We start from the raw sequence: 23,148 nt of genomic DNA on the forward strand, positions 1-23,148 counted from the left end.
CGAAGCCGGCTTTTTCATGAGCGATCTGATCAGCCAGCCCGGCGCAACAGCCAGACACCTGCCAACGCACAGATACCCGCAGGGATCAGCACCGCCAGGAACGGCGGGAAGCCGAACACCAGGCTCGACGGTCCCAGCAGATCCTGGCTGATACGCACCACGAAACCGATGACCACACCGGTAAAGATGCGCTGCCCCAGGGTCACCGAACGCAGAGGCCCGAAGATGAACGAAATCGCCATCAGCACCAGCGCCCCCGTCACCAATGGCTGCAGCAGCTTGGTCCAGAAGGCCAGCCAGTAGCGACTGTTGTTCAGCCCCTGCTCCGCCAGGTAGTGCACATAGCTCCACAGGCCACTGATGGACAGCGCCTCGGGCTCCATCACCACCGTACTGAGCAGTTGCGGGTTGAGCTGGATGTCCCAGCGCTCGCTGCCCGCTTCTATCACCTCGGTGTGGTCGCCACGGAAGTGCGTGGTGGTCACCTCCTCCAACTGCCAGTGATCGCCCTGGTACAGCGCACGCCGGGCGAAACTGGCGGCCTGCATGTGCCGCTCGCCGTCGAACTCATAGCGGGTCACGCCGTAAAGCACGCCATTGGGCTGCACGGCATTGATGTGCACGAACTCATTGCCCTGGCGGTGCCACAGGCCGCGCTTGGAGGTCTGGGCCTCGCCGCCGCCCTGCGCCAGGGCGCGGTTGGCCTGGGCCAGGTTCTCGCTCCAGGGCGCCACGTACTCGCCCAGCAGGATGCCCGCCAGCATCAGCACCAGCAGCGGCTTCATCACCGCCCAGACGATACGGCCGATGGAAACACCGGCCGCCCGCATGATGGTCAGCTCACTGCTGCTGGCCAGGGTGCCGAGGCCGATCAGGCTGCCGATCAGCGCCGCCATGGGCAGCATCTCGTAGGCGCGGCGCGGCGCGGTAAGCAGCACGTAGCAGATGGCGTCCATCAGGGTGTAGCTGCCCTCGATGTCGCCCAGCTCATCGATGAAGGCGAACAGCAGCGCCAGGCTGACGATCACACCCAGCACCGCCAGGATGCCGAAGAACACGCTGGTACCGATGTACCTGTCCAGCTTAGCCATGGGCCACCTCACGAGCGGAACGACGGGCAGCCCACTTCAGGCGGAGCGGTTCCCAGTAAAGCAACAGCAGCCCCACACTCAGGAAGATGCCATGCACCCACCACAAGCCGAGGGCCATCGGGATCTTGCCCTTGTCGAGCTGACCACGGGCGGCGATCAGCATCGACAGGTAAGCCATATAAAGAAGGATCGCCGGCAGCAGCTTGAGGAAGCGCCCCTGGCGCGGATTCACCCGCGACAGCGGCACCGCCAGCAGGGTCACCACGAACACCAGCACCGGGATGGACAGGCGCCACTGCAGCTCGGCCTGGTAGCGCGGGTTGTCGCTGCCCAGCAGGTCGCGGGTCGGGATCGCCTCGCGCTCGCCGATCTCGGCACTGATCTCCGGCTTCGGCAGGAGGATGCCGTAGGTCCCGTACTTGATGGCACGGTAGTCGGCCTTGCCCGGATTACCGTCGTAGCGGTAGCCGTTCTCCAGGATCAGGTAGCGACTGCCGTCCTCGTGGATGACCTGGCGCCCGCTCTCGGCCACCAGCACCCCGATGCCCTGCTCCTTGTTGTCCTGGGACAGGCGCTTCTCGGAGATGAACACCCCGCCCAGCTCGCCACGGTCCGCCGACAGGCTTTCGGTATAGGTGACCCGGTTGCCATTCTTCAGGGTCTGGAAGCGCCCCGGCACAAGGGTGTCGAACTCGGTCAGCGCGTCCTGCTGGTTGAGGATGCGGCCCACAGCCGTCACGCCCTGGGGCGCCAGGCCCAGGCTCAACCAGGCCACCATCAGTGCGACCAGCGTCGCCGGCGCCAGACTGTACGCCATCAGGCGCTGCTGGCTCATGCCGGTGGCGGAAAGCACCGTCATCTCGCTGTCCAGGTACAGCCGACCGTAGGCCAGCAGGAAGCCGAGGAACAGGCCAAGCGGCAGGATCAGCTGGAGGAAGCCCGGTATGCGGTAACCCATGATCAGGAACAGCACGCCAGGGTCCAGGGCACCCTGCGCCGCCTGGGCCAGGTACTTGATGAATCGACCGCTCATGATGATCACCAGCAACACGGCGCTCACCGCGCTGAGGGTCACCAGGACTTCGCGGGACAGGTAACGGAAGACGATCAAACCAGACACTCCAGGGTTGTCAGGCTCAGGCGGCTACGCTCAAACTAGCCGCTTTGTGGCCGGCACGCCCGAACGGGCACGCCACGGAAAATGGCCGGCATTATACCCTGCAATCCCGACTCTTTGTCTTGGGGACATCACATGGAATTCCTCGTCAAAAGCGCACGCCCGGAAACCCTGAAGACCGCCACCCTGGTGGTCGCCGTCGGCGAAGGCCGCAAGCTCGGCACCGCTGCCGGCGCACTGGACACCGCCACCGGCGGCGCCATCGCCACCCTGCTCAAGCGCGGCGACCTGGCCGGCAAGGTCGGCCAGACCCTGCTGCTGCACAGCCTGCCCAACCTGAAGGCCGACCGCGTGCTGCTGGTCGGCGTCGGCAAGGAGAGCGAGCTGACCGACCGTCAGTTCCGCAAGGTGGCCGCGGCCGTCGGCGGCGTGCTCAAGGGCCTGGGCGGCAGCGATGCCGTGCTCACCCTTGGTGAACTCAAGGTCAAGGGCCGCGATGCCTACGGCAAGGCTCGCCTGCTGGTGGAGACCCTGGCCGACGGCAGCTACCGCTTCGACCGCTTCAAGAGCACCAAGGCCGATGCCCCGGCCCTGAAGAAGATCACCCTGCTGGCCGAGAAGGCCGAGCAAGCCGACGTCGAGCGCGGCAGCCTGCACGCCCGCGCCATCGCTACCGGCATGGCCTACACCCGCGACCTGGGCAACCTGCCGCCGAACCTCTGCCACCCCAGCTTCCTCGCCGAGGAAGCCAAGGCCCTGGCCAAGGCCCACAAGAACCTCAAGGTCGAGGTGCTGGACGAGAAGAAGCTCAAGGAGCTCGGCGCCGGCGCCTTCCTTGCCGTCGCCCAGGGCAGCGAGCAGCCGCCGCGGATGATCGTGCTCAACTACCAGGGCGGCAAGAAGGACGACAAACCCTTCGCCCTGGTCGGCAAGGGCATCACCTTCGACACCGGCGGCATCAGCATCAAGCCCGCCGCCGGCATGGACGAGATGAAGTACGACATGTGCGGCGCCGCCAGCGTCCTCGGCACCTTCCGTGCCGTGCTGGAGCTGCAGCTGCCGATCAACGTCGTCGGCCTGCTGGCCTGCGCCGAGAACATGCCCAGCGGTGGCGCCACCCGCCCCGGCGACATCGTCACCACCATGAGCGGCCAGACCGTCGAGATCCTCAACACCGACGCCGAAGGCCGCCTGGTGCTGTGCGACACCCTCACCTACGCCGAGCGCTTCAAGCCCCAGGCCGTGATCGACATCGCCACCCTCACCGGAGCCTGCATCGTCGCCCTGGGCGCCAACACCTCCGGCCTGATGGGCAACAACGACGCACTGGTGAAGCAGATCCTCAAGGCCGGCGAGTACGCCGACGACCGCGCCTGGCAGCTGCCGCTGTTCGAGGAATACCAGGAGCAGCTCGACAGCCCGTTCGCCGACATCGCCAACATCGGCGGCCCCAAGGCCGGCACCATCACCGCCGGCTGCTTCCTGTCGCGCTTCGCCAAGAAGTTCCACTGGGCCCACCTGGACATCGCCGGCACCGCCTGGGTCAGCGGCGGCAAGGACAAGGGCGCCACCGGCCGCCCGGTCCCGCTGCTCACCCAGTACCTGCTCGACCGTCTCTGATCCACTGCGACACCTCCCGGCGCCCCAGGCGCCGGGCCTCTTTCCAGGAACACCGAAATGACCCGCGTCGAGTTCTACGTCCTGTCCACCAGTACCCCGGCAGACCGCCTGCGCGCCGCCTGCCAGCTGGCCGGCAAGGCCTGGCGCCACGGCATGCCGGTGTTCGTCCGCTGCACAGACGATGCCCAGGGCCAGGCCCTGGACGAACTGCTCTGGCAGTTCCGCGCCGAGACCTTCATCCCCCACGCCCAGCACGGGGAAGACCCGCACGCCCCGGTGGTCATCGGCCGGGACCAGCAGCCCGGCGCCAGCCAGGGCCTGCTGATCAACCTCGACCCGACCCTCTCGCCCCACCTCGGCCACTTCAGCCGGGTCATCGAGATCGTCAACCAGGAGCCAGCCCTGCTTGCCGCCTGCCGGGAGAATTTCCGCACCTACCGGCAGCGGGGCTATGATCCCAAACGAGTCGAACTCTGAGCCGCACCATGGACAACCCCAGCCAGCCTCCCCGCCCGGCCCACCTGCTGGACGACCTCGAGTCCATCCGCGCCCTGCTCGATGAACACACCAGCAGCGAGCCGCCCCTGCTCACCGAATCGGTGGACCCTGCCAGCATCCCCCTGCTGTCCGAGATCGTCGAACCGCCGCCGTTCAGCCTCAGCCCCGCTCCCGCGCCCCAGGCCGCCCAGCCGGCGACGCCCGCAGCCCCGCGCCCGGCACCCGCACCGACGCCCGCCCCTGTGAAGGCCGCTGCCCCCGTACCGCCCGTCGCCCCGGCGCCTGCAGCGCCCAGTGCCGCCCAGCCCTCCGTGCGCGCCGGCGTCGAAGCCGCCACGCAAACCCAGCTCAATCGCCTGGACGGCGAGCTGCGCGCCGCCGCCCAACTGATCCTGCAGGACGTCATCGACGACTTCGTCCCGCAGATCGAAGCCGAGCTCAAGCGCCGCCTCAACGCCCGCCTCGCCCGCCTGCTTCCCCAACTGCCGCGACGCAGCTGACCGCCTGCTTAGCGGCCTTTGGCCGCCTGGGTTTTGCCCGTTATACTCGGCGGCTTTCCGATCAGTTGCCGACACGGTCCCGCCGCACACATGGACAAGACCTACCAGCCCCACGCCATCGAAACTTCCTGGTACCAGACCTGGGAGAAGAACAACTACTTCGCCCCGCAAGGTTCCGGCGAGCCCTACACCATCATGATCCCGCCGCCGAACGTCACCGGCAGCCTGCACATGGGCCACGGCTTCAACAACGCGATCATGGATGCGCTGATCCGCTTCCGCCGCATGCAGGGCCGCAACACCCTGTGGCAGCCCGGCACCGACCACGCCGGCATCGCCACCCAGATGGTGGTGGAGCGCCAACTGGCCGCCCAGGGCATCAGCCGCCATGACCTCGGCCGCGAGCAGTTCCTCGACAAGGTCTGGGAGTGGAAGGAACAGTCCGGCGGCACCATCACCCGCCAGATCCGCCGCCTCGGCTCCTCCGTCGACTGGTCGCGCGAGCGCTTCACCATGGACGACGGCCTCTCCGAAGCGGTCAAGGAAGCCTTCGTGCGCCTGCACGAAGACGGCCTGATCTACCGCGGCAAGCGCCTGGTCAACTGGGACACCAAGTTCCACACCGCCATCTCCGACCTCGAAGTGGAGAACCACGACGAGAAAGGCCACCTGTGGAACCTGCGCTACCCCCTGGCCGACGGCAAGAAGACCGCCGAAGGCAACGGCTACCTGATCGTCGCCACCACACGCCCGGAAACCATGCTGGGTGACAGCGCCGTCGCCGTGCACCCGGAAGACGAACGCTACAAGGCCCTGATCGGCAGCTTCGTCGAACTGCCCCTGGTCGGCCGTCGCATCCCCATCGTCGCCGACGAATACTGCGACCCCGAGTTCGGCACCGGCTGCGTCAAGATCACCCCCGCCCACGACTTCAACGACTACGAAGTCGGCAAGCGCCACGACCTGCCGCTGATCAACATCTTCGACAAGAACGCCGCCGTGCTCGCCACCGCCCAGGTGTTCAACCTCGACGGCAGCGTCAACGACAGCCTCGACACCACCCTCCCGGCCCAGTTCGCCGGCCTCGACCGCTTCGAAGCACGCAAGCAGATCGTCGCCGCCTTCGAACAGCTCGGCCTGCTGGAGAAGATCGAAGACCACGCCCTCAAGGTGCCCAAGGGCGACCGTTCCGGCACCGTCATCGAACCCTGGCTGACCGACCAGTGGTACGTCTCCACCAAGCCCCTGGCCGAACCGGCCATCGCCGCCGTGGAAGATGGCCGCATCCAGTTCGTGCCCAAGCAGTACGAGAACATGTACTTCTCCTGGATGCGTGACATCCAGGACTGGTGCATCAGCCGCCAGCTCTGGTGGGGCCACCGCATCCCCGCCTGGTACGACGAGGCCGGCAACGTCTACGTCGGCCGCGACGAGGCCGAAGTCCGCGCCAAGCACAACCTCGGCGACCAGCCGCTGCGCCAGGACGAAGACGTCCTCGACACCTGGTTCAGCTCCGGCCTGTGGACCTTCTCCACCCTCGGCTGGCCGGAACAGACCGAGTTCCTCAAGACCTTCCACCCCACCGACGTCCTGGTCACCGGCTTCGACATCATCTTCTTCTGGGTCGCCCGCATGATCATGCTGACCATGCACCTGGTGAAGAACGAGGACGGCACCCCGCAGGTTCCGTTCAAGACCGTCTACGTCCACGGCCTGGTGCGCGACGGCCAGGGCCAGAAGATGTCCAAGTCCAAGGGCAACGTCCTCGACCCGCTGGACATCGTCGACGGCATCACCCTCGACGCCCTGCTGGAGAAGCGCACCAGCGGCATGATGCAGCCCAAGCTCGCCGAGAAGATCGCCAAGCAGACCCGCATCGAGTTCCCCGACGGCATCAACAGCTTCGGCACCGACGCCCTGCGCTTCACCTTCTGCTCGCTGGCCTCCACCGGCCGCGACATCAAGTTCGACATGGGCCGCGTCGAGGGCTACCGCAACTTCTGCAACAAGCTGTGGAACGCCGCCAACTTCGTCATCGAGAACACCGACGGCCAGGACACCGGCGTCAACGGCGAAGCCGTCGACCTCTCCTCCGTCGACCGCTGGATCATCAGCCAGCTGCAGCGCACCGAAGCCGAAGTCACCCGCCAGCTCGACGCCTTCCGCTTCGACCTGGCCGCCCAGGCCCTCTACGAGTTCGTCTGGGACGAGTACTGCGCCTGGTACCTCGAACTGGTCAAACCCGTGCTCTGGGACGAGAACGCCCCCATCGAGCGCCAGCGCGGCACCCGCCGCACCCTGGTGCGCGTGCTGGAGGTCATCCTGCGCCTGGCCCACCCGTTCATGCCCTTCATCACCGAAGAGATCTGGCAACGCATCAAGGGCCAGGCCGGCGTCAGCGGCGACACCCTCATGCTGCAACCCTGGCCGGTGGCCAACGAAAGCCGCATCGACGCCGCCGCCGAAGGCGACATCGAATGGGTCAAGACCCTGATGCTCGGCGTGCGCCAGATCCGTGGCGAGATGAAGATCTCCATGGCCAAGCGCATCGACATCATCGTCGCCAACACCAATGCCGAAGACCTGCGCCGCCTGGCCGACTTCGAGCCCCTGCTGAACAAGCTGGCCAAGCTCGAATCCGTCCGCGTCCTGGCCAGCGGCGAGGAAGCCCCCATGTCCGCCACCGCCCTGGTGGGTGACATGCAGGTGCTGGTGCCCATGGCCGGCCTGATCGACAAGGACGCCGAACTGGCGCGCCTGGACAAGGAAATCCAGCGCCTGGACGGCGAGGTCAAGCGCGTCGGCGGCAAGCTCGCCAACGAAGGCTTCGTCGCCAAGGCCCCGGCCGAGGTGCTCGAGAAGGAGCGCGCCAAGCTGGCCGAGGCCGAACAGGCCCTGGCCAACCTCACCGAGCAGCGCGGGCGCATCGCCAGCCTGTGATGCACAAGAGCCCGCCCATCGACAGATCGGCGGGCTTTTTACTCCCTGCGACCCCGCTCACCGCTCACCGCTCACCGCTCACCGCTCACCGCTGAAAGGATGTCCCCATGTACGCGCTGATGGCCCTGCTGTTCATCGCCGGTTACCTGTGCATCGCCCTGGAACACCCGCTCAAGGTGGACAAGGCCGCCTCGGCCCTGATCACCGCCGTCCTCTGCTGGACCGCCCTGGTCCTCGGCGTCGACAGCATCGCCCCCGGCCTGGCCCAGGGTGAGCACGGCGTCAGCGGCGAACTGCGCCACCACCTGGGGGAAATCTCCGAGATCCTGTTCTTCCTGCTCGGCGCCATGACCATCGTCGAACTGGTCGATGCCCACGAAGGCTTCAAGGTCATCACCGACCGCATCCAGACCCACAAGCGCGTCACCCTGCTCTGGCTGATCGGCTTCATCACCTTCTTCCTCTCCGCCGTGCTGGACAACCTCACCACCACCATCGTCATGGTGTCCCTGCTGCGCAAACTGATCCGCCACCAACACGAGCGCTGGTTCTACGCCGGCATCGTGGTGATCGCCGCCAACGCCGGCGGCGCCTGGTCCCCCATCGGCGACGTCACCACCACCATGCTCTGGATCGGCCACCAGATCAGCGCCAGCGGCATCATCAGCAGCCTGTTCATCCCCAGCCTGGTGTGCCTGCTGGTCCCCCTCGCCGTCCTCAGCTTCATCCTGCGGGGCGAATTCCAGCGTCCCGACGAGGAAGCCGACGCCGCCGAGCACGACCCCACCACCCCCTTCGAGCGCAACCTGGTGTTCGTCCTCGGCCTCGGCGCCCTGCTCTTCGTCCCGGTGTTCAAGAGCATCACCCACCTGCCGCCGTACATGGGCATCCTCCTCGGCCTCGGCGTCCTCTGGGTCGTCACCGAATGGCTGCACCGCGGCAAGCACGACGAAGACAAGCACCCGCTCTCGGTGATCGGCGTCATGCGGCGCATCGACACCCCCAGCATCCTGTTCTTCCTCGGCATCCTCCTGGCCGTCTCCAGCCTCGCCACCGCCGGCCACCTCACCCAGGTCGCCGCCGCCCTCAAGGACAGCCTCGGCAACGTCTACGCCATCAACATCGCCATCGGCCTGCTGTCCTCCGTGGTCGACAACGTGCCCCTGGTGGCCGGCGCCATGAAGATGTACCCGCTGGCCACCCCCGAGGCCGTCGCCGCAGCCGGCGACCAGGCCGGCTGGCTCGGCCACTTCGTCGTCGACGGCACCTTCTGGGAACTCCTCGCCTTCTGCGCCGGCACCGGCGGCAGTTGCCTCATCATCGGCTCCGCCGCCGGCGTCGCCGCCATGGGCATGGAGCGCATCGACTTCCTCTGGTACCTCAAGCGCATCAGCCTCCTGGCCCTGCTCGGCTACCTCGCCGGCGCCGCCACCTACATCGGCCTCGCCCAGCTCTGAAGGGAACGACACGGATGTCCGGCCCGATCCAGCTGCAATTCGAATCCACCCTGCCCATCACGACAGAGACCGCCTGGCGCTGGATCACCGACGTCGACCTGCTGCGCGCGGAAATGCGCCCCTGGCTGCGCATGAGCGTCCCGCCCGGCGTCCGCTCCCTCGATGACCTCACCCTCGTACCGGGACGCCCCCTGTTCACCAGCCGCCTCTGGCTGCTCGGCTGCCTGCCCATGGGCCACTCCCACCTCACACTGGAATCCCTCGAACCCGGCCACGGCTTCGTCGAAGCCTCCCCCATGACCGGCATGCGCCTGTGGCGCCATGAACGCACGCTGCACGCCGTCGAGGGCGGCGTGCGGCTCTGCGACCGGTTGACCTTCGAGCCGCGCCTGGCGACCCTGCTCGTCCGCGCCCTCACCCGCTTCTTCTTCAACCAGCGCCACCAGGCACTTCGGCGCCGTGCCAGCGCCCTGCACAAGGAACACCCCGGTGACGGACCACCGCCTCCAGACCGCCCGAACCCTCGCCCAGGCCATCGCCGCCGGTGAATGCTCCAGCGTAGAAATGACCCAGCGCGCCCTGGCGTCGATCCAGGCCCGCAACCCGGCGCTCAACGCCCTCGTCACCCTCAACGCCGAACAGGCCCTGGACACCGCCCGCCAGGTTGACGCGGGGCTGATCCGTGGCCCGCTGGCCGGCGTCCCCATTACCCTCAAGGACGCCTTCGAAACCGCCGGCCTGCGCACCACCAGCAGCCACAAGCCGCTTTCCAGCCACGTTCCTCAGCGCGACGCCAGCGCCGTCGCCCGCCTGCGCGCGGCCGGTGCAGTGATCCTCGGCAAGACCAACCTCCCCGAACTGGCCGGCGACCTGCAGTGCAACAGCCCGCTGTTCGGCCGCTGCAACAACCCCTGGGACCTTGAGCGCACCAGCGGTGGCAGCTCGGGTGGCAGCGCCGTCTCGGTGGCCGCCGGCCATGCCTGGCTGGACCTGGGCAGCGACATCGGTGGTTCGATCCGCATCCCTGCCGCGTTCTGCGGCGTGGCAGGCTTCAAGGCCACCGAGAACCGCATCCCCCGCACCGGTCACATCCCCCACCTGCCGGGTACCGCACGCAGCGTTCGCCACCTGCTGGCCTTCGGTTGCCTGGCCCGAACGGTCGATGACCTGCGCCTGGGCTTCGAACTCATCGCCGGGCCGGATGGCCACGACAGCGAAGTGCCGCCGCTGCCGATCCAGCCCGCCCAACCCGTTTCTGCCCGGAGCCTGCGCATCGCCTGGTGGGATGAATTCCCCATCCCACTCTCCACCGCCACCCGCGACGTGCTGAAGGCCACGGTCCAGCGCCTGGAATCGGCCGGCGTCACGGTGCAGCGCATCCAGCCGCCCGGTTTCGACCTGGCCAGCTGCTGGAACGCCTACGGCGCCGTGGCCGGCGCCGAGATCGCCCTCGGCATGCCCCGGCTGACCCGCACACTGTTCGCGACCGCCGGCTCGCTCCTGCCCGGTCTGGGGCCACTCACCCGGGCTTTGCTGAAGGGCATGCGGCTCGACGCCCGCACCTACAACCAGGGCCTCCACCTGCGGGAGCAACAGCTCAACGCCCTGGAGTCCTTCCTCGGCACCTGGGACGCCTGGCTGTGCCCCACCGTCGTCATCAGCGCCTTCGAACACCAGAGCAATCCCCTGGGGCGGCTGACGGTAGACGGCCAACGCTACCCCTACCTCGATGCCGGCATCGGCCTGACCTGCCCCTTCTCGCTGACCGGCCACCCCGTGCTGGACCTGCCCGCCGGGCTCGACGCCCACGGCCTGCCGGTGGGTCTCCAACTGATCGGAAAACGCTGGCAGGATGAACGCCTGCTGGACATCGGCGCGGCACTGGAGCCCCTGTTCGGCCCCAGCCCCGCCCTCGCCTGCCTCGACAAGGACCTGCCATGGAAACCAGCAAGACCCGCACCAGCTTCTACCGCCGCCTCTACGTCGCCTGGCTGATCGACAGCGGCACCGCCACCAGCGTCCCCGCGCTGATGGAGGCCACCGGCATGCCCCGCCGCACCGCCCAGGACACCCTCGCCGCCCTCGCCGAACTGGACATCGACTGCCGCTTCGACCAGGCCGAAGGCGAGCGCAACAACAGCGGCCACTACCGCATCCACGACTGGGGCCCCATCGACCCGGCCTGGATCGATGCCAACCTGAGCCCGATCAAGGCGGTGCTCGGCTATCCCTGACAAGCTGCCGCCGCGTCAGAAACAGGAAGCCCCGCGTGAACAACGACCTGCTGATGGTCCTCGGCCTGCTGGCCGGCGCCGTCACCCTCTTCGCCCTCAACCGCCCGCGCATGGACGTGGTCGCCCTGCTGGTGCTCGTCGCCCTGCCCCTCACCGGCGTGCTCGACACCAGCGAAGCCCTGTCCGGCTTCAGCGACCCCAACGTGGTGCTGATCGCCGCCCTGTTCATCATCGGCGACGGCCTGGTGCGCACCGGCATCGCCTATCGCCTGGGGGACTGGCTGGTGGCCAGGGCCGGCAGCAGCGAAACGCGCCTGCTGGTCCTGCTGATGCTGGCCGCTGCCGGGCTCGGCTCGGTGATGAGCTCCACCGGCGTGGTGGCCATCTTCATCCCGGTCGCCCTCGGCGTCGCCTCGCGCCTGCGCATTCCGCCAGGTCGGCTGATGATGCCGCTGGCCTTCGCCGGGCTCATCAGCGGCATGCTCACCCTGGTGGCCACCGCCCCCAACCTGGTGGTCCACGCCGAACTCAAGCGCGCCGGCCTGGAGGGCTTCGGCTTCTTCAGCATGACCCCGGTGGGGCTCGCCGTACTGGTCCTCGGCATTGGCTACATGCTGCTGGTACGCCGCTGGCTCACCCCACGGGGCGATGACGGCCACGCCAATGTCCCACGACTGACCCTCGCCGACCTCGCCCGTGCCTACCGCCTGGACGAACGCGAACGACGCCTGCGGGTGCGCGCCGACTCGCCCCTGGCCTGCCAGGCCCTCAACGAACTGGAGCTGCGCAGCCAGTACGGCATCAACGTCATCGCCGTGGAACGCCAGCGGCGCTTCCGCACCCTGCTGCTGATGGCCACCGGCGACACCCAGCTGGAGCCCGGCGACGTGCTGCTGGTGGACCTGGCCAGCCCCGCCATCGGCCTGCTCGGCGCCTACCAGCAGCTGGGGCTGGAACCCATGCCCCTGACCGATTCCTACTTCAGCCTGCACGCCCACCAGCTCGGCCTGGCCGAGGTGGCGATGCCGCCGGAATCCCAACTGCCGGGCAAGACCATCCAGGAACTGGGCTTCCGCACCCGCCACAAGCTCAACGTGGTCGGCCTGCGCCGGAGCGGCAAGGCCCTGGAAGGGGTGCTGGTGGACGAGAAGCTCAAGGCCTCCGACACCCTGCTGGTGGCCGGCGAATGGCGGGCCATCCACCGCCTGCAGGGGCTGAGCCGCGACTTCCTGGTGCTCAGCCTGCCGGCCGAGGTGGACGAGGTCGCCCCCACCGCGCGCAAGGCGCCCTACGCCCTGCTCAGCCTGGGGGTGATGATCGCGCTGATGGTGTCCGGGCTGGTGCCCAACGTGCTCGCCGCGCTGATCGGCTGCCTGTTGATGGGCGCCTTCCGCTGCATCGACCTGGACAGCGCCTACCGCGCCATCCACTGGCCGACCCTGGTGCTGATCGTCGGCATGCTGCCTTTCGCCACCGCCCTGCAGCGCACCGGCGGCATCGACCTCGCCGTACAGGGGCTGGTCGCCCTGCTCGGCAACGCCGGGCCCTACGCCATGCTGGCCAGCCTGTTCGCCGTCACCGCGCTGATCGGCCTGTTCATCTCCAACACCGCCACTGCCGTGCTCATGGGCCCGGTGGCCATCGCCACGGCGCAGCAACTGGGCGCCTCGCCGCTGCCCTTCGCGCTGATCGTCGCCCTTGCCGCCTCGGCCGCCTTCATGACGCCGATCTCCTCCCCGGTGAACACCCTGGTGGTCGGCCCCGGGCATTACCGCTTCGGCGACTTCGTGAAGATCGGCGTGCCCTTCACCCTGCTGGTGATGCTCGTCAGCGTGGTGCTGGTGCCCTGGCTGTTCCCGCTCTGAGCGGGCAGCCCTCAGGCCGTGCGCAGGAAGAAGCGCTTGGTGGCGCGGCGCAGCCAGTTGGACTCGGCCGCCAGGCGGGTGAGGTTCTCGCGCACCGCGCCCACGTAGTCGCGGTCGTCGTTGAGGATGTGGTTGAACAGCCAGCGGCCCAGCAGGGACTTCAGCTCATCGGCCACGTCCTCGCCCCGCACGAAGCGCTCGCGGTATTCCCCCACCCGGCGGATGAACAGCTCGTGCACACGCTTGTGGGCACGGGTGAAGGCGTAGCCGGCCTCCTCCATCATCGATTCCTCGAAGGCGAAGTGGGACAGGGTGTAGTCCACCAGCTCCTCGATCACCGTGGCGACGACCCCGGCATCCGCCCGGAGCTGCGCCTCGTGGAGCTGGTTGATCATGTCGACGATGCGCCGGTGCTGGTCGTCGATCACGCTGATGCCACTGTCCAGCTCGTCACGCCATTGAAGAAAAGCCATGGTGTCCTCCTGATCTCGCGGTCTGCCCGACAACCTAAGCGGCCCGCCCCTCTCGTCCCATGACACGCATCAACAGAGTTCCCCTCGCCACGGCGTTGCACGGCAAAACAGGCGCTTCCCACAAGGCACCGGCTGCGCATCCGACCGCTGACTTCAGCCTCCAGCCGTGGGAAAATCCCGCGCCCAACCCCAGCCGACAGCCGCCCCATGCCCCAGCCGCCGAAACGCCCCCGCACGCCTGAAGCCCAGGCCGGCAAGGGCGCCCTGCACCCGCGCAATCGCCACCAGGGCCGCTACGACTTTCCCGCGCTGATCGCCGGCAGCCCCGAGCTGGGTGCCTTCGTCATCACCAACCCCTACGGCAAACCGAGCATCGACTTCGCCAACCCCGAGGCGGTGAAGGTGTTCAACCGGGCCCTGCTCAAGCAGTTCTACGGCATCCGCCAGTGGGACATCCCTGCCGGCTACCTGTGCCCGCCGATCCCCGGGCGTGCCGACTACCTGCACCACCTGGCCGACCTGCTCGGCGCCGCCCACGACGGCGTCATCCCCCAAGGCCCCGGCCTGCGCGGGCTGGACATCGGCGTCGGGGCCAACTGCGTCTACCCGCTGATCGGCCACCACGACTATGGCTGGTGCTTCGTCGGTGCCGACATCGACCCGCAGTCATTGGATTCCGCCGCCGCCATCCTCGCCGCCAACCCACGCTTCGGCGACGCCATCGAACTGCGTCGCCAGGAAAACCCGCAGCACATCTTCCAGGGCCTGGTGCAGGCGGACGAACGCTTCGACTTCACCCTCTGCAACCCGCCCTTCCACGCCTCCCTGGACGAAGCCCGCAGCGGCAGCACCCGCAAGTGGAAGAACCTCGGCAAGCAGGACCCGAGCCGCCAGCTGCCAGTGCTGAACTTCGGCGGCCAGTCCAACGAGCTGCATTGCGAAGGGGGCGAAGCCGCCTTCATCGCCCGCCTGGCCGACGAGAGTGCCGCCTTCGCCCAGCAGGTGTTCTGGTTCAGCACCCTGGTCTCCAAGGTCGGCAACGTCGCCCCCCTGCAGGAGCGCCTCAAGGCCCTCGGCGCCACCGACATCCGCGTGGTGCATATGGCCCAGGGCCAGAAGCAGAGCCGCTTCGTCGCCTGGACCTACCTGGAGAAGAACCAGCGCCGCGCCTGGCGCAAGGCACGTTGGCCATAAGCACCGCGCAGCCCAAACTGCCGTAGCCCGGACTTCAGTCCGGGAAAACCGGTGCACATGCTCCCGGGCTGAAGCCCGGCTACAGGACTCGACCGCGAACGGCCCGCCCAACGACCTGCCAGCCGTAGGGTGGGCTTCAGCCCACCAACGAATGCACCGCGTGGGCTGAAGCCCACCCTACGAACAGCACCGCCCAGCGCCGTAGCCCGGACTTCAGTCCGGGAAACCCAAGCACACATCCCCGGGCTGAAGCCCGGGCTACAGGGCTCGGCCACGAACGGCCCGCGCAACGGCCTGCTCTGGCCGTAGGGTGGGCTTCAGCCCACCAATAAACGCGCCGCATGGGCTGAAGCCCACCCTGCGAACAGCCCTGCCCAGCTACACGGCGAAGCGTTGTTCCAGGCGGCTGTAGCCCATGCCGACGCCCTTGTGCACCTTGAGTTGCACGGGAATACGTTCCTTGAGGGCTTCGACGTGGCTGATGACGCCGATCATCTTGCCGCTGGCGTTGAGGGCATCCAGGGCGTCGAGGGCGATTTCCAGGGTCTCGCCGTCGAGGGTGCCGAAGCCTTCGTCGAGGAACAGCGAGTCGATGCTGGTCTTGTGGCTGACCAGGTCGGAGAGCGCCAGGGCCAGCGCGAGGCTGACCAGGAAGCTCTCGCCGCCGGAGAGGGTGCGGCAATCCCGGGCGACGTCGCCCTGCCAGGTGTCCAGCACCTCCAGTTCCAGTTCGCCCTCGGCCTTGCGTGCCAGCTGGTAGCGCCCATGCAGGCGTTGCAGCTGGCGGTTGGCCAGGTGCACCAAATGGTCCAGGGTCAGGCCCTGGGCGAAGCGCCGGTACTTGGCGCCGTCGGCGGCGCCGATGAGGCTGTTGAGGCGCTGCCAGAGGTCGTAGGCGGCGGTCTGCCGCTCGATCTCGGCGAACAGCGCCTGCTGCCCTTCCCGACGCTGGGCATCGGCGACCAGCAGCCCACGGACCTCGCCCTGGCGCTGGGCCAGGCCACGGCGCTCCGCCTGCACGGCCTGCAGCTGTTCGTCGAGCTGGGCCAGGGTCTGCTCGGTCTGCGGAGCCGCCAGCAGCGCATCCAGGGCCTCCCGGGCCGAGGTTTCCAGGGCCCGGGCTTCGGTGGCGGCCTTGTCCAGGCGCGCCTGGAGGGCCAGCAACCGGTTGCGGGTGTCCTCGTCCAGCAGGGCCGCCCGGTACTGCGCCTCGTCGGCGAAGGGGCTGTGGGTCAGGGCCTGTTCCCAGGCGCTGCGCTGGGTGTCGAGGGAAACACGGGCGGCCTCGCCCTGCTCGACCAGGGTGTGTTCGCGCCCGACCAGGGCCTGGCTGCGTTCCTGGGCCAGCGCCAGGCGCTGCTCGGCCTGCTCCAAGGCGGCGACAGGGTTATCCACAGGGGCCAGGGGCTCACCATCGGCCTGGCCGAGTTCGCGCCAGCGTTGCTGCCAGCGACTGGCGGCGCTTTCGGCCGCCTGCAGCTCCACTCCCAGCGCCTGCTCATCCCGCTCCAGGCGTTGTTGCAGGGCCTGGGCCTCGCGCCAGGTCCGGGCTTCGGTCTCGCGCTCGCTCAACCAGCCTTCACCATCTTCGGGCAGGGCGTAGCCGAGTGCCTCCAGGGCGGCGCGCAGTTCTGCCTCCTGGCGGGCCTGCTGCGCCTGGAGCTGGCCCAGGTGTTCGGTGTTCTCCGCTTCGCGGCGGCGCAGGGCGTCCTGCTCCTGCACGGCCAGGGCGAGGTTCTGGGCGGCCTCCTGTTGCTGCCGCTGCGCCTGCACATGCCGGGCTCGGGCGTTTTCCAGGGCCTGCTTGAGGCCATCCAGCTCACCCAGGCTGCGCTGCAGGGCGGCCAGGTCCGCCTGCTGTTGCGCCAGGGCCGCCTCCACCGCCTGGGCATCGGCCAGTGGCCGGCCCAGCGCCGTGCACAGCTGCTGCCACTGGGCCTGCAGCTGTTGCAATTCATCCTGCAGGCGTTGGGCATCCTGCTGGCGCTGGCGCAGTTGCGCCTCCAGGGAGGCCAGTTCGTCGCGCAGCGCCTCGCCGCGCTCGCGCACCTGGTCCTGCTCGGCGCGCTTGGCTTGCAGGGCCCGCTGGGTCTTCGAGGTGTCCAGCGCGCCGTAGGCCTCGATGGCCGGGTGTTCGCAGGAGCCGCACAGCGGGCAGGCCTCCCCCGGCTGCAGGGCCGCACGGTGGGCCTCCAGCTTGAGGATGCGCTGCTCCTGTTCCAGCAGTTTTTCCTTGTCCTGGATCTGTTGCTTGAGGTCGGTGAACTGCAGGCGCAGGGCATCCCGCGCCGCCGCCTTCTCCGCCTGGGCACGGCTGTCGGCGTCGATGCCGGCCTGTGCCTCGGCCAGCTGGCGCGCCAGGCGCGTGCGGGTGTCCGCCAGCTGCTGCAGACGGGTGAGCTGGTGGCCCTGGTCGCTGAGGCGCTGCCAGCGCTCACGCAACGCGGCTTCGGACTCACCGGCCAGCAAGGCGCCCAGGGCAGCCTGGCGTTGCGCGTCGTCGGCGCGGGCCCGCTCCAGGTGCTGATCACTGTCAGCCAGCGTGGCCTGGAGGCCGGCGATGCGCTGCGCCACGCGCTCCGCGTCCTGCTGGTCCTGCTGCTGGCGGGCCAGCGACTGGACGATGGCCTGGGCCAGGTTGCGGCGCGCACCGAACTGCTCGCGCCAAGCGCCCAGGCGCTCGCCCAACAGGCCGTGCTGCGGGTTGGCCGCCAGTTGTGCCTCTACCTGCAGCCTCTGCCCGGCCAGGGCCTCGCATCGGGCAGCCAGGGCTGCCGCCTGCTGCTGGCTGTAGCCGCGCGCCCTCCACAAGCCGTCGGCCACCTCGCGGGCGGCCTCGGCCTTCTGTTCACGCACCTGCGCCAGGGCCGCCACGGCTTCAGCAGCGGCCTGCTCGGCACGCTGCCAGTCGCGGTGGGCACTGCGCAGGCGCTCGGCCGGCTCGCTGGCGGCCAGTTGCTGCAGCTCCGGCTCGGCGGCGTCCCGGGCCTGCCGGGCGGCCTCGCCCTGGGCCTGGGCGGCGTGCAGGCGGGCCTCGGCGTTGGCCACGGCCTCGCGCCACTGGCGCTGGCGTTGCAGGGCCTCCTGCTGCTGGCTGAGGGCGGCTTCGCGGGGGTCGAGGGCAGCGAGTTCGTCCTGCAGGCCCTGGCGCTGCGCGTCGTCGAGCAGTTCGACACCCTCGGCGCGGGCACGGGTCTGCTCCAGGGCTGCCTTGGCTTCGCGGGTGGACTCGAACACCCGCTGGGAGATCAGCCCGTACACCTCGGTGCCAGTCAGCTCCTCCAGCAACTCGGCGCGCTGGTTGGCGCTGGCTTCGAGGAAGGCGGCGAACCCACCCTGGGCCAGCAGCATGGACTTGGTGAAGCGCTCGAAATCGAGCCCGGTGAGGCTTTCGGTCTGCTTGAGCTTGTCGTTGATCTTGTCGGTGAGGATTTCCCCGTCGGCGATGCGCGCCAGCTCCACCTTGGGTGGCTGCAGCCCGCCGTCCACCTTGTCGCGGGCCCGGCGCTGGCTCCAGAAGGCGCGGTAGCCCACGCCCTTCACCTCGAACTCCACCTCGGCCAGGCAGTCGGCGGTGTGCCGCGTCATCAGCTCGTTGGCCGAGGCGGAGACGCTGCTCATGCGCGGCGTGCGGTGGTAGAGCGCCAGGCAGATGGCGTCCAGCAGGGTGGTCTTGCCGGCACCGGTGGGGCCGGTGATGGCGAACAGGCCGTTGCCGGCGAAGGGCTCGGCGGTGAAGTCGATCTTCCACTCGCCCTTGAGCGAGTTGAGGTTCTTCAGGCGCAGGCTGAGGATTTTCATGCGGGGGTCTTGCTCATCCGGGAAGCCGGCATTCTGTCATCCCCGCGCGCCCGTGCCGACCCGCATCCGCACCCGCGCAGCGGCCCTGCCCCATTGGCCTGCCAAAGCCGTACACTCGCCGACTTCCTGCCAGACCACCCACAGGCCACGCCATGGCGACACGTTTCGAGCTGGACACCCTGAAGATGCGCATCGCCCAGGCCGAGCTGCAGCCCCTGGACCTGCACCAGCGCATCCAGCGGGCGCTGCAGGGGCTGATCCTCGACGGCACCCTGGCCCCCGGCCTGCGCCTGCCGGCCACCCGCAGCCTGGCCACTGCCCTGGGGGTGGCCCGCGACACGGTGGAGAACGCCTACGTGCAGCTCCAGCGCGACGGCTACATCGCCCGCCAGCAGGGCTCGGGGAGCTTCGTCTCCGACAGCCTCGGCCAGCGCCTGCGCGGTGCACCCGTCCAACGCCGGGCGCCCCGCCCTGCTGCCACCACCGCCACCCCGACCAGCGGGTTGAGCCGGCGGGGCGAGGCCATCCTCGCCAGCGGCGGCATCCAGGACCACCGGCAGGTGCGTGCCTTCGCCACCGGCCTGCCGGAGACCCGCTCCTTCCCCCTCGCCACCTGGACGCGCCTGCAACGCCAGGCCCAGAAGGACACAGGCGCCATGCTGCACGGCGATCCGCAAGGCTGCGAGGCGCTGCGCACGGCCATCGCCACCTACCTGAACCTGGAGCGCGGCGCCCGCTGCAGCCCGGACCAGGTGCTGGTGCTGAGCAGCACCCGCCAGGGCCTGTTCCTCTGTGCCCAGCTGCTGGTGGACGAGGGCCGCCCGATCCTGCTGGAAGACCCGGGCTACATCGGCGCCCGCCGCGCCTTCGAGGCTGCCGGGACGCGGGTGCTGCCGGTCCCGGTGGACACCCAGGGCCTGAGCACCGAGGCGCTGCGGGCCGACCGCAGCGGCGCCAGCTGCGTGTACGTGACGCCGTCGCACCAGTACCCCACCGGCGCCACCCTGCCGTTGCAGCGGCGCCTGGAGCTGATCGGCTGGGCCGCCGAGCGCCGGGGCTGGATCATCGAGGACGACTACGACAGCGAGTTCCACTACGACGGCCTGCCCACCGCCTGCGTCCAGGGCCTGGACGACCAGCAGCGCACCCTCTACCTGGGCACCCTCAGCAAGGCCCTGTACCCCGGCCTGCGCCTGGGCTACATGGTGCTGCCCCAGGCGCTGGTGCCCGCCTTCACCCATGCCCGCAGCATCATCGACGGCCACAGCCCGCAGGTGCTGCAGCTGACCCTGGCGCGCTTCATGGAGGACGGCCACTACAACGCCCACGTGCGCGCCATGCGCAAGCTCTACGCGCAACGCCAGGGGGTGCTGGTGGGTGCCCTGGAGCGCCACCTGCCGAACGTGGTCCAGGCCCTGCGGCCGCCGGGCGGCCTGCAACTGCCCTGCCTGCTCGCCGAGGGCTGGACGGAGGCGCGCACCCAGGCGCTCGCCGCCCGTGCCGGGCTGCTGCTGCCGGGGCTCAGTCGGTTGTACCTGGGGGCGGAGAAACGCCAGGGCTGGCTGCTGGGCTATTCGGCCCTCAGCGACCACGAGATCGAAGGGGCGGTGCGGCGCCTGGCCGACGCGCTGGGGGCGTGACGGCTCAGGCCGTGTCGTCGCGCACCTGCTCCAGCACCTGGCGGTAGAGGTCGGTCAGCCGCGCGGCCTCGGCCTCTTCCAGGGCTTCGAGCCCCAGGCGGCGCTGGAACACCTCTTCCACGCTCAGCTCGTCGAGGGTTTCCCGCGCCTCGCCCTGCAGGCCGGGGCGCGCAGCACCGCGCTCGCGGCGGATGCGCAGTACCTCCACCGGCAGCCCATCGCACAGCTGTGCCAGGCGGGCCTGGAGGTCATTGAGGTAGTCGTCCGTGGTCACCACCACCTCCAGCCAGGCCGGGCGCTCCGGGGTGCCCTCGCGGGCAGCTTCGGCTAGACGTTCGGGCAGCTCGGCGAGGCTGCCTCGCAGGCTCAGCAGCGGCTGGAAGCACGGCACCGGGAGCGCCTGTACCTCGCGCAGGCCGCTGCCGTCCAGCTCCACCAGCAGCACCTCCTTCTGCTGGCGCGCCTCGTCGAAGGCCAGGGGGATGGGCGAGCCGCTGTAGCGGATGTGCGCCAGGCCGCCGACCTTCTGCGGCCGGTGGATATGCCCCAGGGCGATGTAGTCGGCCGCCGGGAAGGCGCCGGTGGGGAAGGCCTCCAGCGCACCGACGTAGATTTCCCGCACCGACTCGCTGGCACTGGCGCCCACCGTGGTGAGGTGGCCGGTGGCGATGATCGGCAGGTCAGCCCCCGAGGCGGCGCGGCACTGCAGGGCGCGCTCGAACAGCGCCTGGTAGTGGGCCTGGATGGCCTGCTGCAGGCCCAGCTGCTTGTCCTCGGCACTCTGCCCGGCCTGGCTCAGCAGCACGTCGCGGGGGCGCACGAAGGGCACCGCACAGAGCACCGCACCGGGCTGGCCATCGCGCCGGGGCAGCACCCGCACCTGTTCGTCCGGGTCGGCCACCACCGCTGGCACCACCCAGGCGTCCAGCTGGGCCAGCAGCTCGCGGCTCTCGCCGAGCATCGCCACCGAGTCGTGGTTGCCCCCCAGCACCACCAGCCGCGCCCCGCTGGCGCGCAGGTCGACGATGAAGCGGTAGTACTGCTCGCGGGCATAGCTGGGCGGCGCGCCGGTGTCGAACACATCGCCGGCCACCAGCACTGCGTCCACCTCATGCACCCGCACCTGCTCCAGCAGCCACTGGCAGAACGCCTGGTGCTCGGCCTGGCGGGTCTTGCCCATGAAATGCTGGCCCAGGTGCCAGTCGGAGGTGTGCAGGATGCGCATCGGAAACCACGCTGAAGACGATGAAGGCGGCCACCTTGTCATCGGCCACCGGCGCTGGCAACCACCGCAAGCGGCTCGTGCTGCCCAGCGCAGCGGCACGCACTATCCTGTAGCCGTCATACCCGCAACGGAGTCCCCATGCCGAGGCTGTTGAAAGACCTGAAGATCATGCTGCTGGCCAACCTGTGGACGGTGCCGGTGCTGGCTGCGCTGGTGGGCGCGCTGTTCTACTTCGTCGCCCCGCCGCCGCCCATGCACGCGCGCCTGGCCACCGGCGGTGCCAATGGTGGCTACGCGGTGTTCGGCCAGCGCCTCAAGGAGGAACTGGCGCGCCAGGGCTTCGACCTGGAGCTGGTGCCCAGCGACGGCTCGCTGGACAACCTGGAGAAGCTGCGCAACGGCGAAGTGGAGATGGCCCTGGTGCAGAGCGGCCAGGAACTGACCCTGCCCGTGGAGGTGCGCCAGCGCCTGCACGGCCTCGGCGTGATGTACCAGGAGCCGCTGTGGCTGTTCCGCCGCGCCGACGTGGACATCGACAGCATGGCCGACCTGCAGCAGCTGCGGGTGGCCATCGGCAAGCCCGGCAGCGGCACCCGCGCCATCGCCGATGTACTGTTCGCCGCCAACGCCATCCCCACGGACAGCTACCCGGCCAGCTGGCAGGCCTACAGCGGCAGCCGCGCCGCCGAGCAGTTGCTGAATGGCGAGCTGGATGCGGCCTTCTTCGTCGGCCCGGCGGAGAACGCCGTGGTGCAGCGCCTGGCCGCCAGCCCGGGGGTGGACCTGGTGAGCTTCCGCCGCAGCGCCGCCTACCGCGCGCGGCTGCCCTACCTGACCCGCCTGGAAGTGGGCGAAGGGTTGCTTAACCTGGCCAACAACGTGCCCCGCCAGGACGTGCTGACCCTCGGCCCGGTGGCCACCCTGGTGGCCGGCGAAGGCTTCCACCCCTCGCTGACGCCGCTGATCCTCGAAGCCGCCCGCGAGGTGATGCAGAACGGCAGCCTGCTGGACCCGTCCGGCACCTACCCGAAGGAGCAGCCGATGACCCTCGCCGCCCTGGACGAGGCCAGCTACTACTACCGCAACGGTTTGCCGATCCTGCAGCGCTACCTGCCCTTCCGCATCGCCTCCCTGGCGGACCGCTACATCATCCTGCTGATCCCGCTGCTGGTGGTGATGTTCCCGCTGTTCAAGGCCGTGGGCCCGGTGTACCGCTGGCGCGTCCGCGCACGCATCTACCGCTGGTACAAGCACCTGCGGGAGATCGACCGCAAGCTGCAGCACGGCACCGCCCTCCCGGCCCTGGACGAGGAAATACGCGGGCTGGAAGCCCTGGAGGCACAGCTGGACCGGGTCGACGTACCGCTCTCCTACACCCACGAGCTGTACGACCTGCACATGCACCTGCGCTACGTCATCGAGCGCCTCAAGGCCCTGCGCGCCCAGCGCCAGGCCGACGCACCGGGCATGCGGGACTGAACGCAAGCGGGCCG

The 23,148-nt window shown here is 69.2% G+C and carries 17 protein-coding genes; 12 read left to right on the forward strand and 5 right to left on the reverse strand.

Annotated features, from left to right (window positions below):
- Positions 1-29: 29 nt before the first annotated feature.
- Positions 30-1,091 carry an LPS export ABC transporter permease LptG gene (lptG, locus tag PotMrB4_RS22900; protein ID WP_172434560.1) on the reverse strand — a complete coding sequence of 354 codons (1,062 nt, stop codon included), beginning with the start codon at positions 1,089-1,091 and terminating at the stop codon, positions 30-32.
- Positions 1,084-2,202: an LPS export ABC transporter permease LptF gene (gene lptF, locus PotMrB4_RS22905; RefSeq protein WP_044406030.1), complete on the reverse strand. Its 1,119-nt coding sequence runs from the start codon at positions 2,200-2,202 to the stop codon at positions 1,084-1,086. The genes lptG and lptF overlap by 8 nt, the downstream gene beginning before the upstream one ends.
- Before the next feature lie 141 nt (positions 2,203-2,343).
- Here lptF and PotMrB4_RS22910 point away from each other — a divergent pair, with 141 nt between their 5' ends.
- From PotMrB4_RS22910 to PotMrB4_RS22950, 9 genes are all read left to right on the forward strand, one after another.
- Positions 2,344-3,828, forward strand: coding sequence for a leucyl aminopeptidase (locus PotMrB4_RS22910; protein WP_172434561.1), 1,485 nt, complete (start codon positions 2,344-2,346; stop codon positions 3,826-3,828).
- A gap of 57 nt (positions 3,829-3,885) precedes the next feature.
- Positions 3,886-4,305 (forward strand): DNA polymerase III subunit chi, encoded by a 420-nt coding sequence (locus PotMrB4_RS22915; protein WP_172434562.1) that lies wholly within the window; start codon positions 3,886-3,888, stop codon positions 4,303-4,305.
- Positions 4,306-4,313: 8 nt separating this feature from the next.
- Positions 4,314-4,826, forward strand: a complete 513-nt coding sequence (locus PotMrB4_RS22920) for a DNA polymerase III subunit chi (protein ID WP_172434563.1) — start codon at positions 4,314-4,316, stop codon at positions 4,824-4,826.
- A 90-nt stretch (positions 4,827-4,916) separates the two neighbouring features.
- The gene (locus tag PotMrB4_RS22925) at positions 4,917-7,766 is read left to right on the forward strand and encodes a valine--tRNA ligase (protein ID WP_172434564.1); all 2,850 of its coding nucleotides are present in this window, start codon (positions 4,917-4,919) and stop codon (positions 7,764-7,766) included.
- A gap of 107 nt (positions 7,767-7,873) precedes the next feature.
- Positions 7,874-9,223 carry a sodium:proton antiporter NhaD gene (gene nhaD, locus PotMrB4_RS22930; protein WP_172434565.1) on the forward strand — a complete coding sequence of 450 codons (1,350 nt, stop codon included), beginning with the start codon at positions 7,874-7,876 and terminating at the stop codon, positions 9,221-9,223.
- Between the two features lie 14 nt (positions 9,224-9,237).
- Complete coding sequence (locus PotMrB4_RS22935) at positions 9,238-9,771, forward strand: SRPBCC family protein (protein ID WP_172434566.1); 534 nt, start codon at positions 9,238-9,240, stop codon at positions 9,769-9,771.
- A complete protein-coding gene (locus PotMrB4_RS22940) occupies positions 9,713-11,218 on the forward strand; it encodes an amidase (RefSeq protein WP_197939499.1) in 1,506 nt (501 codons plus the stop codon). Before PotMrB4_RS22935 ends, PotMrB4_RS22940 begins: the two co-directional genes overlap by 59 nt.
- On the forward strand, positions 11,161-11,457 hold the full coding sequence (locus PotMrB4_RS22945) for a winged helix-turn-helix domain-containing protein (protein WP_044406049.1): 297 nt from the start codon (positions 11,161-11,163) through the stop codon (positions 11,455-11,457). Before PotMrB4_RS22940 ends, PotMrB4_RS22945 begins: the two co-directional genes overlap by 58 nt.
- Before the next feature lie 35 nt (positions 11,458-11,492).
- A complete protein-coding gene (locus PotMrB4_RS22950; RefSeq protein WP_172434567.1) occupies positions 11,493-13,322 on the forward strand; it encodes an SLC13 family permease in 1,830 nt (609 codons plus the stop codon).
- 11 nt (positions 13,323-13,333) lie between these two features.
- On the opposite strand, the gene PotMrB4_RS22955 is transcribed toward PotMrB4_RS22950, so the two are convergent.
- Positions 13,334-13,795 carry a bacteriohemerythrin gene (locus tag PotMrB4_RS22955; RefSeq protein ID WP_044406053.1) on the reverse strand — a complete coding sequence of 154 codons (462 nt, stop codon included), beginning with the start codon at positions 13,793-13,795 and terminating at the stop codon, positions 13,334-13,336.
- Between the two features lie 207 nt (positions 13,796-14,002).
- Between PotMrB4_RS22955 and rlmF the strand changes: the two genes are divergently transcribed.
- The gene (rlmF, locus tag PotMrB4_RS22960; RefSeq protein ID WP_172434568.1) at positions 14,003-14,989 is read left to right on the forward strand and encodes a 23S rRNA (adenine(1618)-N(6))-methyltransferase RlmF; all 987 of its coding nucleotides are present in this window, start codon (positions 14,003-14,005) and stop codon (positions 14,987-14,989) included.
- Between the two features lie 378 nt (positions 14,990-15,367).
- On the opposite strand, the gene PotMrB4_RS22965 is transcribed toward rlmF, so the two are convergent.
- Positions 15,368-18,790, reverse strand: coding sequence for an AAA family ATPase (locus PotMrB4_RS22965; RefSeq protein ID WP_172434569.1), 3,423 nt, complete (start codon positions 18,788-18,790; stop codon positions 15,368-15,370).
- Between the two features lie 152 nt (positions 18,791-18,942).
- Here PotMrB4_RS22965 and pdxR point away from each other — a divergent pair, with 152 nt between their 5' ends.
- Positions 18,943-20,430, forward strand: a complete 1,488-nt coding sequence (gene pdxR, locus PotMrB4_RS22970; protein WP_172434570.1) for a MocR-like pyridoxine biosynthesis transcription factor PdxR — start codon at positions 18,943-18,945, stop codon at positions 20,428-20,430.
- Positions 20,431-20,434: 4 nt separating this feature from the next.
- Here pdxR and sbcD read toward each other — a convergent pair whose 3' ends face one another.
- A complete protein-coding gene (gene sbcD / locus PotMrB4_RS22975; protein ID WP_172434571.1) occupies positions 20,435-21,655 on the reverse strand; it encodes an exonuclease subunit SbcD in 1,221 nt (406 codons plus the stop codon).
- A 138-nt stretch (positions 21,656-21,793) separates the two neighbouring features.
- Between sbcD and PotMrB4_RS22980 the strand changes: the two genes are divergently transcribed.
- Positions 21,794-23,134 carry a TAXI family TRAP transporter solute-binding subunit gene (locus PotMrB4_RS22980; protein WP_172434572.1) on the forward strand — a complete coding sequence of 447 codons (1,341 nt, stop codon included), beginning with the start codon at positions 21,794-21,796 and terminating at the stop codon, positions 23,132-23,134.
- Positions 23,135-23,148 lie beyond the last annotated feature (14 nt).

The organism is Metapseudomonas otitidis (assembly GCF_011397855.1).
Taxonomy (GTDB): Bacteria; Pseudomonadota; Gammaproteobacteria; order Pseudomonadales; family Pseudomonadaceae; genus Metapseudomonas; species Metapseudomonas otitidis.